10 protein-coding genes are annotated in these 14765 nt (G+C 60.2%); 7 read left to right on the plus strand and 3 right to left on the minus strand.

The annotated features are described in order from the left end of the window. The first annotated feature begins 72 nt into the window (after positions 1–72). Positions 73–1926 carry an Lnb N-terminal periplasmic domain-containing protein gene (locus ACEN8E_RS25625; protein WP_495590344.1) on the plus strand — a complete coding sequence of 618 codons (1854 nt, stop codon included), beginning with the start codon at positions 73–75 and terminating at the stop codon, positions 1924–1926. Between the two features lie 263 nt (positions 1927–2189). Beyond that, positions 2190–2684 carry a GreA/GreB family elongation factor gene (locus tag ACEN8E_RS25630; RefSeq protein WP_495590345.1) on the plus strand — a complete coding sequence of 165 codons (495 nt, stop codon included), beginning with the start codon at positions 2190–2192 and terminating at the stop codon, positions 2682–2684. On the opposite strand, the gene gdhA is transcribed toward ACEN8E_RS25630, so the two are convergent. Further along, positions 2681–4018, minus strand: coding sequence for an NADP-specific glutamate dehydrogenase (gdhA, locus tag ACEN8E_RS25635; RefSeq protein WP_495590346.1), 1338 nt, complete (start codon positions 4016–4018; stop codon positions 2681–2683). The two genes, ACEN8E_RS25630 and gdhA, sit on opposite strands and share 4 nt — an antisense overlap. A 347-nt stretch (positions 4019–4365) precedes the next feature. Next, on the minus strand, positions 4366–6030 hold the full coding sequence (gene ettA, locus ACEN8E_RS25640; RefSeq protein ID WP_111288331.1) for an energy-dependent translational throttle protein EttA: 1665 nt from the start codon (positions 6028–6030) through the stop codon (positions 4366–4368). A gap of 274 nt (positions 6031–6304) precedes the next feature. On the opposite strand from ettA, the gene ACEN8E_RS25645 reads away from it, so the two are divergent. Next, the gene (locus ACEN8E_RS25645; protein ID WP_495590347.1) at positions 6305–10153 is read left to right on the plus strand and encodes a bifunctional diguanylate cyclase/phosphodiesterase; all 3849 of its coding nucleotides are present in this window, start codon (positions 6305–6307) and stop codon (positions 10151–10153) included. A gap of 223 nt (positions 10154–10376) precedes the next feature. Next, a complete protein-coding gene (glyA, locus tag ACEN8E_RS25650) occupies positions 10377–11630 on the plus strand; it encodes a serine hydroxymethyltransferase (protein WP_008022534.1) in 1254 nt (417 codons plus the stop codon). 10 nt (positions 11631–11640) lie between these two features. On the opposite strand, the gene ACEN8E_RS25655 is transcribed toward glyA, so the two are convergent. Beyond that, positions 11641–11832 (minus strand): hypothetical protein, encoded by a 192-nt coding sequence (locus ACEN8E_RS25655; protein WP_495590348.1) that lies wholly within the window; start codon positions 11830–11832, stop codon positions 11641–11643. Between the two features lie 148 nt (positions 11833–11980). Here ACEN8E_RS25655 and ACEN8E_RS25660 point away from each other — a divergent pair, with 148 nt between their 5' ends. The 3 genes from ACEN8E_RS25660 to ACEN8E_RS25670 are packed head-to-tail and all read left to right on the plus strand — an operon-like array spanning position 11981 to position 14763. Next, entirely contained in the window at positions 11981–13294 is a 1314-nt protein-coding gene (locus tag ACEN8E_RS25660) for a C4-dicarboxylate transporter DctA (protein ID WP_495590349.1), read from the plus strand. A 49-nt stretch (positions 13295–13343) separates the two neighbouring features. Next, a complete protein-coding gene (locus ACEN8E_RS25665) occupies positions 13344–14048 on the plus strand; it encodes a FadR/GntR family transcriptional regulator (protein ID WP_495590350.1) in 705 nt (234 codons plus the stop codon). Positions 14049–14073: 25 nt separating this feature from the next. Continuing rightward, positions 14074–14763 (plus strand): GntR family transcriptional regulator, encoded by a 690-nt coding sequence (locus ACEN8E_RS25670; RefSeq protein WP_495590351.1) that lies wholly within the window; start codon positions 14074–14076, stop codon positions 14761–14763. The last annotated feature ends 2 nt before the right edge of the window (positions 14764–14765 follow it).

Genomic DNA, 14765 nt, shown 5'->3' on the forward strand with positions numbered 1-14765 from the left:
CAAGCCAGCTCCTACAGGTAAACGGCATCCACCCCGTTGGGTCTTCATTTTTTCCTGTTCAAGTTGCCATCTATGCTCAAACGCCTTGCCTGGCTGGCGCTGTGTGTCTGCGCCCCGCTGTCCGCCGCGCCTCACATCGACCCACAACGTTTACAGCAACTGGCCAACGACCCTTTCTGGATATCCCTGGGCCATTACGAAACCGCCAGGCTCGGCGGCTGGCGCAGCTATGTCAGCGACAGGAAATTCTTCCTCGCCGCCGACGGCAATGAACACCCGGACCATGAACTGGCGGCGACGGTACAAGCTTTGTACGCCCCGGCCAGTGCCGGTGAAACACACGCTCAATGCGTCTACCCGGCCCGCACCCGCTGGCTGATAGAACAACTCGGCCTGACCGGCCTGCCAACGCCGGACTGCGCCGGGTTCAGGCAATGGTTCAAGGACGTCTCACCGGACAGTGCGGTGATGATCTTCCCGGCGGCCTATCTGAACAGCCCGTCCTCGATGTTTGGCCACACCCTGCTGCGCATCGATCAGGCCGAAGTGAAAAGCGACAAGACTTCGCTGCTCAGTTACGCGATCAACTTCGGCGCCTATATCGAGGGCTCGGACAACAGCATCCTCTATGCCTGGAAAGGCCTGATGGGCGGCTACCCCGGTTTGTTCGCAATGGTGCCTTACCAGGAAAAACTCTCGGAATACCGCAGTCTGGAAAACCGCGACCTGTGGGAATACCGGCTGAACCTGACCCGGCCGGAAACCGCACGTATGGTCGAGCACGTCTGGGAGCTGAAGCAGATCAGGTTCGACTATTTCTTCTTCGACGAAAACTGCTCATACCGTTTACTGGAACTGCTGCAAGTGGCCCGCCCGAGCTTGCGCCTGACCGGGCAATTCCCGCTCACGGCCATCCCGACCGACACCGTCAAAGCGGTGAAGAATGCCGGGCTGGTGGAGTCCATCCAGTATCGTCCGTCCCGGGAGCGCGAGCTGCTAAGTCGTGCCGAGCCGCTGAACCCTGAAGAACAGCAATGGGTGCTGAAAGTCAGCGCCGATCAGAAGCAATTGCAGGACCCCGCGTTCAAGGCACAACCCCGCGAGCGCCAGGCACTGATCATCGATGCGGCCTATCGACTGGAGCGTTACCGCGCCAACGGCCAGGAGCGCGACCCGGCACGCGCCCAGCGCAGCTTCGAACTGCTGCGGGCAATCAACCAGAATCCGGCGCCGGAGCTGGACATCCCGCAACCCGGCCTGCCTGAAGACGGTCACGAGTCCCGGACCTGGCAGCTCGGCCTCGGCACCCGTGGTGACAAGGCCTTTGGCGAGTACGGCTTGCGCATGGCTTATCACGACCTCAATGACAACAGCGAAAGCTTTCCACTGGGCGCACAGATCGAAATCCTGCAATTGAAACTGCGCCAGTACGAAGGCAATGACTGGCAAGTGCAGCAACTGGACCTGGCGACCATTCGCTCCCTGACCCCGCGTAACCAATTGCTGCAACCACTGTCATGGCAAGTCACCGGTGGTCTGGAGCGAGTGCCGGGCAAGCACGATGACCAGACCCTGGTCAGCCACGTCAACGGCGGTGGCGGTGGGACCTGGCAACTGGGCGATGACCTGCTCGGATTTACCCTGGGCACTGTGCGTATCGAACACAACAATGACTTCGCCGCCTTCATCGCGCCGGCCGCTGGCTTCAACAGTGGTGTGCTGTGGAAAAACCCGCTGGGCAACCTGAGCCTGGAGGCCAAGGGGGATTTCTTCACCAATGGCGAAGTACGTCGTAGCCTGAGCCTGAATCAGCAATGGGAAATGTCCCGCAATCTCGGACTGCGCTTGAGTGCCCGGCGCGAGTTCAGCCATCTGGCGACGCCCGCGAACGAAGTGCTGCTTGAGCTCAAGTGGTATCACTACTGACCTGATACACACCACCGCCCCTGTGGGAGCGGGCTTGCTCGCTCCTACAAGGGGTATGCGGTGCTCAATGGATTTTTCACCACCCTGGCACACCGTCCTGACGAGCCTGCTTCTAGACTTTCCTTATGGGCCGTTGGGGCATGGGAGTCCGAAATGTGGTGAGTGATAGGCCCGGGCCTATTACTCGCCGTAAGTCGCTTTCAGACATCCAGTGAAACCAGATGCCTGCGACCATGATCCAAACCCTGTACCGGGAGAATTCCATGAGCCGTGCCTTCGTCCATGAAGATAACGCCGCCGCGCAAACCGATCAGCCTGTCGAACGGCAGGTCAGCGCGCAGCCCAATTACGTCACGCCGCAAGGCCTCAGCCTGTTACAGGCCAAGGTCGCCGAACTGCAAGCCCAGCACACTGAACAATCGGTAAAAGGCGACGAGGCCGACAAGCAGCGCCTGGTGGATCTCGAACGTGATTTGCGTTACTTCAAGCAGCGCCTGGGCAGCGCTCAGGTGGTACCTGATGCGACGTCGACCGAGAAAGTGCAGTTCGGCAGTTGGGTGACCTATGCCGATGAACATAACACCGAACGCCGGGTACAACTGGTGGGCGAAGATCAGGCCGACGCCGCCCACGGCCTGATCAATTGGGGTTCACCGCTGGGCCGGGCGCTGTTCGGTGCACGGCTCAACGATGAAGTGCTGTGGCAACGCCCTGCTGGCGATCAAGTGATTGAAGTGATCCGCATCGAACCGTCTTAAACCACCCCTTGGGCCAACATCGCATCGGCGACTTTGACGAAGCCTGCGATGTTCGCACCTTTGACGTAGTTGATTCGTCCGTTCTCTTCACCGTAGTGCACACAGGCATGGTGGATCGACTGCATGATCGCGTGCAGCTTGCTGTCCACCTCACCGCCGGTCCACAGCAGACGCATGGCGTTCTGCGACATCTCCAGACCGCTCACCGCCACACCACCGGCGTTGGATGCCTTGCCCGGGGCGAACAGAATGCCGGCCTCGATGAAGATATCCACAGCCTCCAGCGTGGTCGGCATGTTCGCGCCTTCGGCCACGCATACGCAGCCGTTACGCAGCAGAGTGTGTGCAGCCTCGGCATCGAGTTCGTTCTGCGTGGCGCATGGCAGCGCGATGTCGCACGGCAGCGCCCATGGGTGCTGGCCGGCGCGGAACTCCAGGCCGAACGCTGCCGCCAATTCGCTGATCCGCCCGCGTTTGACGTTTTTCAGCTCCAGCAACGCCAGCCACTGGTCTTCGCTCAGGCCAGCTTCGCAATACAGCGTGCCTTCGGAGTCGGACAGGGAAATCACTTTTCCCCCCAGGTCCATGACCTTGCGCGCTGCGTACTGGGCAACGTTGCCGGAACCGGAGATCGCCACCCGCTTGCCTTCAACGGACTGATCACGGCGCTTGAGCATTTCTTCGGCGAAGTAGACGCAACCGAAACCGGTGGCTTCCGGGCGAATCAGGCTGCCGCCGTAGCTTGGGCCTTTGCCTGTCAGCACACTGGTGAACTGGTTGCTCAGGCGCTTGTACTGGCCGAACAGGAAGCCGATTTCCCGCGCACCGACGCCGATGTCCCCGGCCGGCACGTCAACGTCCGCACCGATGTGGCGGTACAACTCGCTCATGAAGGCCTGGCAGAAGCGCATGACCTCGGCGTCGCTCTTGCCCTTCGGATCGAAGTCCGACCCGCCCTTGCCGCCGCCCATGGGCAATGACGTCAGGGAGTTTTTGAACGTCTGTTCGAAGGCGAGGAATTTCAGCACGCCCATGTTCACCGACGGGTGGAAACGCAGGCCGCCCTTGTATGGACCGATCGCGCTGTTCATCTGGATGCGGAATCCGCGATTGACCTGGACCTTGCCCTGATCGTCGACCCACGACACGCGGAACACCACCGCCCGCTCCGGCTCGCAGATGCGCTCCAGAATGCCCGAGGTCAGGTAATGCGGGTTGGCCTCAAGAAACGGCCATAGACTGCGCAGTACTTCTTCGACAGCCTGGTGAAATTCTGGTTGATCCGGATCGCGTTTTTTCAGGCGCGCAAGGAAGGATTCGACGGATTCGATCATGGAAAAGTCTCGGCAAATTTATTGTCGTTGGAGGAGATTGAGCCGGACTGTAACAAACGATTCGCGCACAAGAACAGCGCAAAATGTCGCATTAATGAAATTAAATGGTGCGCAGGATATAAATCAGGGTGTTATTTGGAGTGATTTTGCACCTGAATGGGGACTCACCACTCAGGTCTTGCACCATCAAGGAGATCGCATTCGCGAGCAGGCTCGCTCCCACATTGAAATGCGTTCCCCTGTGGGAGCGAGCCTGCTCGCGAATGCCGCGACTGGGTATCCCTGAAAAACACAGGCATAAAAAAACGGAGCCCGAAGGCTCCGCTCTTTATGCAACCAACCCGAAATCAGGCCAGTTTCTTGTGGCGTACACGATGCGGCTGGGCAGCCGCTTCGCCGAGGCGTTTTCTGCGGTCGGCTTCGTACTCGGTGTAGTTGCCTTCGAAGAACACGGCTTGCGAGTCGTCTTCGTACGCCAGGATGTGCGTCGCGACGCGGTCAAGGAACCACCGGTCGTGGGAGATCACAATGGCGGCGCCCGGGAAGTCCAGCAGGGCTTCTTCCAGGGAACGCAAAGTTTCAACGTCGAGGTCGTTGGACGGTTCGTCGAGCAGCAGGACGTTGCCGCCCTCCTTCAGGGTCAGGGCCAGGTGCAAACGACCACGCTCACCACCGGACAGGTCCTTGACGAACTTCTGCTGGTCGCCGCCCTTGAAGTTGAAGCGACCGACATAGGTACGCGACGGAATCTCGTAGTTGCCGATGCGGATCTGGTCGGAACCGTCGGAGATCTGCTGGAACACGGTCTTGCTGCCGTCCAGGTCTTCGCGGCTCTGGTCGACGCAGGCCAACTGCACGGTTTCGCCGACTTCGATGCTGCCCGAATCCGGAGTTTCCTTGCCCATCAGCATGCGGAACAGGGTCGACTTACCGGCACCGTTACCGCCGATCACGCCGACGATCGCGCCTTTAGGCATGGAGAACGACAGGTTGTCGATCAGCACGCGGTCACCGTAACCCTTGGTGACGTTCTTGAACTCGATGACCTTGTCGCCCAGGCGCGGACCGGCCGGGATATAGATCTCGTTGGTTTCGCTGCGTTTCTGGAATTCCTGCGACTGCATTTCTTCGAAGCGTTGCAGACGAGCCTTGGATTTGGACTGGCGGGCCTTGGCGCCTTTACGCACCCACTCCAGTTCTTCCTTCATGGCTTTTTCGTGGGCCGACTGCTGCTTGGATTCGGCAGCCAGACGATCGGACTTGGCTTCCAGCCAACCCGAATAGTTGCCCTCGTACGGAATGCCCGCGCCGCGGTCGAGTTCCAGAATCCAGCCGGCAACGTTGTCCAGGAAGTAACGGTCGTGCGTGATCGCGACCACTGTGCCCGGGAAGTCGTGCAGGAAGTGCTCAAGCCACGCAACGGAGTCGGCGTCCAGGTGGTTGGTCGGTTCATCGAGCAGCAGCATGTCCGGGGCGGACAGCAGCAGACGGCACAGGGCCACACGACGCTTTTCACCACCGGACAGGTGTTCGACCCTGGCATCCCAGGCCGGCAGGCGCAGCGCATCGGCGGCGACTTCCAGCTGACGCTCCAGGTTGTGACCGTCGCTGGCTTGCAGGATGGCTTCAAGCTTGGCCTGCTCGGCCGCCAGTTTGTCGAAATCGGCATCCGGGTCGGCGTAGGCCGCGTAGACCTCGTCCAGACGCGCCTGGGCGTCCTTGATCACGCTGACCGCTTCCTCGACCACTTCACGCACGGTCTTGGTCGGGTCCAGGATCGGTTCCTGCGGCAGGTAGCCGATGTTCAGCTCCGGCATCGGACGGGCTTCGCCCTCGAACTCGGTGTCGACACCGGCCATGATTTTCAGCAACGTGGACTTACCCGAACCGTTGAGGCCGAGTACGCCGATCTTGGCGCCGGGGAAGAACGACAGAGAAATGTTTTTCAGGATTTCCCGCTTCGGCGGAACAACTTTGCCCAGCCGATGCATGGTGAATACGTATTGAGCCATGGAGAACCTAGGGTCAGTGACAGATGAATGATTAGGGCACAGGCGATGCGCGTCGCCCGATTGAGAGCTTTCAATATAAGCGCGCTGAAAAAGCCTGATTTTAGGAGCTGGAACGCTCCCGCGTAACCGACAAAGCTACCTTAATGACAGATGGCAGTCCAGCCGACGGGCAGGGGCTGGCACTTCGCCACAACTCAAGGCATGCTAGCCGCCCTTCGGGCGTCCGGCTTATAGTGCACGTCGCGCCAGTCCAGCCAAACCGCAGGATTACAGCTTGTCCAATGTCCCCCCGCCTCTGACTTCCAGTGCGCCGGTCACTGCGCCCGGCTCCCCCCTGCGCGGGACTTTGAAGGGCACCTTGGCGACACTCGTATTATTGCTGCTGGCCCTGCTGTTCTGGCAGTTGCTCGACCAGTTGCGGGAAACCCAGAAGAACCAGCGTCAGTACACCATCGACTACACCGCCGATCTGGCCGCGCAGGCCAGCCTGAACATGGCACTCAACGCGCAGATCGCCCTCAACCTGTTGCCGATCGTCGAACAGCCGCAGGACGCCGATGAGCTGCGGGTCCTGCTGCGCAAGCTGCAACAGTCGCTGCCTGACCTGCGCAGCATGGCTTTGCTCAGCCCCTCGGGAAGAGTCATCAGTGACAGCGCTCCCGACAGCGATGACGGCGACTACCTGGGTGAACTGGTACGCCGCAGCCACGCCCAGGCGCACTACTTCAGCAATGCCACCGACGGTTCCGTGGTGCATCTATTGTTGCATCAGGCCAGCGGCAGCTCCCGAGGTTACTGGGCCTTGCGCCTGACCCCCACCTTCTTTGCGTCCCTGACCAAGCAAAGCGAGGCCGGAGACCGTCCGTTGTGGCTGGTGGAAAACCGCATCAATCATCAGATCGTCAGCCGTGACGAAGCGTTGCCATCGGTCAAGCCGGGGACGCTGACCGCCGACGACATCGCCAACAGCGTGCTGACGGTTCCGCTGAGCAGCAGCGATTGGCAATTGCGCGGTTTGTTTGACCGTCAGCGCGTGTTGGAGGAGCTGCTACCGGCGTTCATCGGCAAATGCCTGCTGGGCCTGGCGTTTTCCATGCTGCCGTTTCTTGCCTTGCTGAACATGCGCCGACGTCAGCGCCAGTTGAATGAAGGCCGCCGGCGTTATCAAGACATTTTCGAAGGCACCGGCGTGGCTCTGTGCGTGCTCGACATGTCGGGGCTCAAGGTCATTTTCGACAAGGCACAACTGCAGGACAGCGAGCAACTGCAAGCATGGCTGGCGATCCCGGAGCAACGCCGGCATTTGCTGAAGGAACTGCGGATCACCGAGGTCAACCAGGTCGCGCTGCAACTGCTGAATGTCGATAGCACCGACAAAGCCTGGAAACTGCTGGTCGACGGCAATCCGCAGGACGGCACCGCCATCGGCAACCAGGTGCTCGACGCGCTGCTCAACCGGCAGCAACAGCTGGAGCTGGAAATCAAGCTCCAGGACGCCAGCGGTCGCGACCAGCACCTGTGGCTGGTGCTGCGTCTGCCGCAAACCCCGGACGACTATGACGCGGTGATCCTGAGCATCACCGACATCACCAGCCGTAAACTCATCGAACTGTCATTGCAGGAGCGCGAAGGGTTCTGGTCGGACGTGGTGCGCACGGTGCCGGATCACCTGTATGTGCAGGATGTGATCAGCCAGCGCATGATCTTCAGCAACCACCATCTGGGCCAGACCCTGGGTTACAACCGCACTGAACTGCACCAGATGGGCGAATACTTCTGGGAAATCCTTCTGCACCCCGAAGACTCCGACTATTACCATCGCTCCCGCCAGGTCCAGCGCCAGGCCGGTTATCGCCAGTTGATGCAGTGCCAGTTGCGCTTCCGCCATCGGGACGGCCAGTGGCGACGCTTCGAGATTCGCGAACAGGCACTGGCGCGGGACAAGGACGATCAGGTCACGCGGATCATCGGCGTGGCCAAGGACATCACCGACCAGATCGAAGCCAGCGAATCGCTGCGCGACAGCGAACAGCGTTACCGGATGCTCGCCGAAAGCATCAGCGACGTGATTTTCTCCACCGACAGCCGCCTTAACCTCAATTACGTCAGCCCTTCGGTACAAGCCGTGCTGGGCTACGACGCCGAGTGGATTTTCCAGAATGGCTGGCAATCGACCATTGCCAACCCGCAACAACTGACCGGTATCTACCTCCTGATGGACCGGGTCAGCAAAGCGCTGGATCAGCCGGACCAACTGGCGCTGTTGCGCAGCCAAGTGCAAACCCAACTGTTCCTGTTCGATTGCCTGCGGGCCGACGGGCGCAAGATCCCGATCGAACTGCGCCTGGTACTGGTCTGGGACGAACACGGCACGTTTGAAGGCGTGCTCGGCGTCGGACGCGACATCAGCCAGCAACGCCGGGCCGAAAAAGACTTGCGCATGGCTGCCACGGTATTCGAACACTCGACCTCGGCGATCCTGATCACCGACCCGGCCGGCTACATCGTCCAGGCCAACGAAGCCTTCAGCCGTGTCAGCGGTTATGCCGTGGAGCAAGTCCTCGACCAGTTGCCGAACATGCTGACCGTCGACGAGCAGCAGGAAACCCATCTGCGTTACGTGCTCAAGCAATTGGGCCAGCACAGCACCTGGGAGGGCGAAGTCTGGCTCAAGCGCCGCAACGGCGAGCACTACCCGGCCTGGGTCGGGATCACCGCCGTACTCGACGATGAAGGCGACCTGGCCAGTTATGTGTGTTTCTTCAGCGACATCAGCGAGCGCAAGGCCAGCGAGCAGCGGATTCACCGCCTCGCCTACTACGATGCCCTGACCCACTTGCCCAACCGCACGCTGTTCCAGGATCGACTGCACACGGCACTGCAATCGGCCGAACGGCAGAAGTCGTGGGTGGTGCTGATGTTCCTCGATCTCGATCGTTTCAAGCCGATCAACGACTCCCTGGGCCACGCCGCCGGCGACCGCATGCTCAAGGAAATGGCCACGCGCCTGCTCGGTTGCGTCGACGATGACGACACTGTGGCGCGCATGGGCGGTGACGAATTCACCTTGCTCCTGCAACCGCGGGCCAACCGTGAAATCGCCCTGAACCGGGCCATTCATGTGGCCGAACAGATTCTCGCGAGCCTGGTGAAACCGTTCGTGCTTGAAGGCCGCGAGTTCTTCGTCACGGCCAGTATCGGCATCGCCCTGAGTCCGCAGGACGGCAACGAACTCAGCCAATTGATGAAGAATGCCGACACCGCGATGTACCACGCCAAGGAGCGTGGCAAGAACAACTTCCAGTTCTATCAGGCGGACATGAACGCCAGTGCGCTGGAACGCCTGGAGCTGGAAAGCGACTTGCGCCATGCCCTGGAACAGAACGAATTCGTACTGTATTACCAACCGCAGTTCAGCGGCGACGGCAAGCGCCTGACCGGTGCCGAAGCACTGTTGCGCTGGCGCCATCCACGCCGCGGGCTGGTGCCGCCGGGGGATTTCATTCCAGTGCTCGAAGAACTCGGGCTGGTCGTGGATGTCGGCGACTGGGTGATCAGCGAAGCCTGCCGCCAGCTCAAGGCCTGGCATCTGGCCAATGTACGCGTGCCGAAGGTGTCGGTGAACATCTCGGCGCGGCAGTTCTCCGACGGCCAGCTTGGCACGCGAATCGCCACCATCCTCAGGGAAACCGGCCTGCCGCCGGCGTGCCTGGAGCTGGAACTCACCGAAAGTATCCTGATGCGCGAAGTCAGCGAGGCGATGCAGATCCTCGATGGCCTGAAAAACCTCGGCCTGAGCATTGCGGTCGACGATTTCGGCACTGGTTACTCATCGCTCAACTACCTCAAGCAGTTCCCGATCGATGTACTGAAGATCGACCGCACCTTCGTCGACGGCCTGCCGTCGGGTGAGCAGGATGCACAGATCGCCCGGGCGATCATTGCCATGGCCCACAGCCTGAACCTGGCAGTGATCGCCGAAGGTGTGGAAACCCAGGAGCAGCTTGATTTCCTGAGGGAGCACGGTTGCGACGAGGTGCAGGGTTACCTGTTCGGCCGTCCGATGCCGGCAGGCCGGTTCGAAGGGCAGTTCAGCAATGATGCGCTGTTCATGTTCGACTGAAGCTTCGTGGTGATTCGGATGTCCTCTTCGCGAGCAGGCTCGCTCCCACATTTGGAATGCAATCCCCTGTGGGAGCGAGCCTGCTCGCGAAGAGGCCGGCACGATCACCGCTAATCCCCGCATGAACACCACTTGTCTGCGACATGATGCCGTTTCATATGCCATCTAAAACCCATTGGGTTAGAATGCCCCCCTTTTCCGCCCCCGATCCTTGAGGACCGCCATGTTCAGCCGTGATTTGACTATTGCCAAGTACGACGCCGATCTCTTTGCCGCCATGGAGCAAGAAGCTCAGCGCCAGGAAGAGCACATTGAGCTGATCGCTTCGGAAAACTACACCAGCCCTGCGGTGATGGAAGCTCAAGGCTCGGTCTTGACCAACAAGTACGCCGAAGGCTACCCGGGCAAGCGCTACTACGGTGGTTGCGAGTACGTAGACGTTGTTGAACAGCTTGCAATCGATCGGGCCAAAGAGCTGTTCGGTGCCGACTACGCCAACGTTCAGCCGCACGCTGGCTCGCAAGCCAACAGCGCCGTTTACCTGGCCCTGCTGTCGGCTGGCGACACCATCCTGGGCATGAGCCTGGCCCACGGCGGTCACCTGACCCACGGTGCCAGCGTTTCGTCTTCCGGCAAGCTGTACAACGCCATCCAGTACGGCATCGACGCCAATGGTCTGATCGACTACGACGAAGTCGAACGCCTGGCCGTTGAGCACAAGCCGAAAATGATCGTGGCCGGTTTCTCTGCCTACTCGCAGATCCTCGACTTCCCGCGCTTCCGCGCTATCGCTGACAAGGTTGGCGCTTACCTGTTCGTCGACATGGCCCACGTGGCCGGTCTGGTCGCCGCTGGCGTCTACCCGAACCCGGTTCCATTCGCTGACGTCGTGACCACCACCACCCACAAGACCCTGCGCGGTCCCCGTGGCGGCCTGATCCTGGCTCGCGCCAACGCCGACATCGAGAAGAAGCTGAACTCCGCAGTATTCCCGGGCGCCCAGGGCGGCCCACTGGAGCACGTGATCGCGGCCAAGGCGATCTGCTTCAAGGAAGCGCTGCAGCCTGAGTTCAAGGCTTACCAGCAACAAGTGGTGAAGAACGCCCAGGCCATGGCCAGCGTGTTCATCGAGCGCGGCTTCGACGTAGTGTCGGGCGGTACTGAGAACCACCTGTTCCTGCTGTCGCTGATCAAGCAGGAAATCTCCGGTAAAGACGCCGATGCCGCTCTGGGCAAAGCATTCATCACCGTGAACAAGAACTCCGTGCCAAACGACCCACGCTCCCCGTTCGTCACTTCCGGCCTGCGCTTCGGCACCCCGGCTGTGACCACTCGCGGCTTCAAGGAAGCCGAGTGCAAGGAACTGGCCGGCTGGATCTGCGACATCCTGGCTGACCTGAACAACGAAGCGGTGATCGACGCCGTTCGTGAGAAGGTCAAGGCTATCTGCAAGAAGCTGCCGGTATACGGTGCTTGATCAGCCCCGCTTAACCGCAGTCATAAGAAACCGGCCAGAGATGGCCGGTTTTTTTTCGCCCGTGAAATGCTTCTGCAGGAGCGAGCTTGCTCGCGATGATTTCAATGATGATGCGTTGAACCAGCAAGCACTCGTTATCGTTGACGACCTTCGCGAGCAAGCTCGCTCCTACAGGACCAACACAACTGGTAAGACCGGTCATGCCAATTTTCTAATTTTTGCTTGCTAACACCTAAAAACAGCGCCTAGACTGCGCCTGCACTGGACATACCGGTAAGACCACAATAATTAAGTCCTGAAGTCGATGCGCCATGCGCACGGCAGCCAGGACACCGACCAGGATTCCTCCCATGCTCAGATGGTGCTCGCGTTCAATCTTCCTCCAAGTGGTTCTCGGACTGGTGCTCGGCATCGTCTGTGGGCTGACCCTTCCCGAATACTCCGCTCAGCTCAAACCGCTCGGTGACGGTTTTATCAAGCTGATCAAAATGCTCATCGGCCTGATAGTGTTCTGCGTAGTGGTCAGCGGCATCAGCGGTGCCGGCGACCTGAAAAAGGTCGGGCGCATCGGCCTCAAATCGGTGATCTACTTTGAAGTGCTGACCACCATCGCCCTGGTGATCGGCCTGGTATTCGCCTTCAGCACCGGTATCGGCAGTGGCGCGAACATTCATCTGGAGCAGCTCTCCGCCGCCGACATGGGCGACATTGCCCAGCGCGGCCAGCACATGCACACCACCACCCAGTTCCTGATGGACCTGATTCCGACCTCGGTGATCGGGGCCTTTGCCGATAACAATATCCTGCAGGTCCTGCTGTTTTCAGTGTTGTTCGGCAGCGCCCTGAATCTGGTGGGCGAGGCGGCATCGGGTATTTCGCGGCTGATCAATGAACTCAGCCACGTGATCTTCCGCATCATGGGCATGATCGTGCGACTGGCACCGATCGGTGTGTTCGGTGCGATCGCTTTCACCACCAGCAAATATGGCCTGGATTCGTTGCAACACCTGGGTAGCCTGGTCGGCTTGTTCTACCTGACCTGTGCGGCCTTCGTTGCCCTGATCCTCGGCCTGGTGATGCGCCTCTCCGGCCTGAAGATGTGGCCGTTGCTCAAGTACCTGCGCGAAGAACTGCTCATCGTCATGGGCACTGCGTCGTCCGATGCCGTGCTGCCACAAATCATGCGCAAGCTTGAGCATCTGGGCATCGGCAGTTCGACGGTCGGCCTGGTGATTCCAACGGGTTACTCGTTCAACCTCGACGGTTTCTCGATCTACCTGACCCTGGCCATCGTGTTCATCGCCAACGCCACCGGCACGCCGCTGGCGATGACCGACCTGCTGACGATTCTGTTGGTATCGTTGATCACCTCCAAGGGTGCCCACGGTATTCCGGGCTCGGCGCTGGTGATTCTGGCGGCCACCCTGACCGCCATTCCGGCAATTCCGGTGGTGGGTCTGGTGCTGGTGCTGGCCGTGGACTGGTTCATGGGCATCGGCCGGGCACTGACCAACCTGATCGGCAATTGCGTGGCGACCGTCGCCATCGCGCGGTGGGAAAAGGACATCGATGTGCAGCGGGCGAACAAGGTACTTTCCGGCCAGGTGGGTTATACCTTCCAGCCGCGAAAAGCGGTTGCTCAAGCGGCAGCCAAAGAATTCTGAATGACCGCCGTGCCTGCCGACCCGCAGGCACGGCTCACGGAGCGAACAAGTGATTACCTCATCAACCGTCGTCAACTCAGTGGTAGAAAAACTTCGGGCCGCCTTGGCCAAGGGGCAGTGGCGCTCCGGCGACATGCTGCCGGGCCAGCGTGAACTGGCCGAACAACTGGGCATCAGCCGCCCGAGCCTGCGCGAAGCGGTGATCGTGCTGGAAACCCTCGGCCTCGTGCGTTCAATGCCGGGCAAAGGCGTTGTGGTGCTCGACGCGCAACTCAGCCACAACCCAAGCCAGGACAGCGCCGTGGCCGGCGCCAGCCTCGAAGATGTGCTGCAACTGCGCTACACCCTCGAACCGTTCATCGTCGGCCTGGTGGCGCAGTCCATCAGCAGCAAGGAAGTGGGGCAACTGCGCCTGACTCTGATGGACATGCGCGAAGCCCTTGAGGCTGGCGACAGTGAAGCCGGAGTCAGCGCTTACATCGCCTTCCACGAAGAGTTGTTCACCCTGACCTCGAACCCGATCTTCCAGAGCGTGGTCCAGCAAACCAGCAATGCCCTCAAGCAAAGCGCCGAAGTGTTGCGCAACTCCCCGGAGCATCTGGCTGAACGCCTTGAAGAAAACGAAGCCGTGGTGCGCGCGATCCGCAGCAAGAACAGCGCCCAGGCCAGTGCCGAGATGCGTCGGCACATTTTGCGCGAAGGCCAGCGCATGGGCATCGAACTGAACATCCCGGAAGACAACCTCGGCAGTTGAAACCTCTTCGCACTGGAGATTGGCCATGAACGGCTTCGCCTCGCCACAAACACTCGCTACCCTGCCCGTCCGTCCTTCGGTGGATGATCTGTATTCACTGGTCCTCGATGCCATTTTCGAACAGCGCATCCATTCGGCCAGCCGCTTTACGGAAGAAAGCCTGGCGCAGATGTTCGGTGCTCGACGCAGCGACATGCGTGATGTGCTGACGCGACTGTCCCATCGGCAAATCATCCTCCTGCGAGCCAACCATCGCCCCCGCGTCGCCGAACTTGATGCCGAGCAGACCCGGCAGACCCTGCATGCCCGGCGACTGGCCGAGATCATGCTGGTGCGGCTTGCGTGTCAGCGACCCTGCGCGCAAGACCTGAAGCGGTTGCGTGTCCTGATCGAAAGCGAGCGCCAATGCAAGGAACGTGGTCCATCGATTCGGTTATCGGGGGAGTTTCACTTGCAACTGGCCGAAATGGCGGGAAATGCACCGCTGGCGCATTTTCTTGGCAGCCTGGTGCCGCTGACTTCATTGGCGCTTGCGCAATGTGAGGAGCAGACAGGTGACTATTGCGGTTGGCGAGAGCACATGCAGATTGTCGATGCGGTGGAACGTGGGGATATTGTGATGGCCGAAATATTGATGAACCGGCATCTGGATCATCTTGAGGAGGTACTACTGAACTCTGGATTGGAAGTCAGCCAAAATCGTGTTGCCGGGTAAAT

The sequence above is a fragment of the Pseudomonas sp. Pseusp9 genome (genome assembly GCF_059491265.1).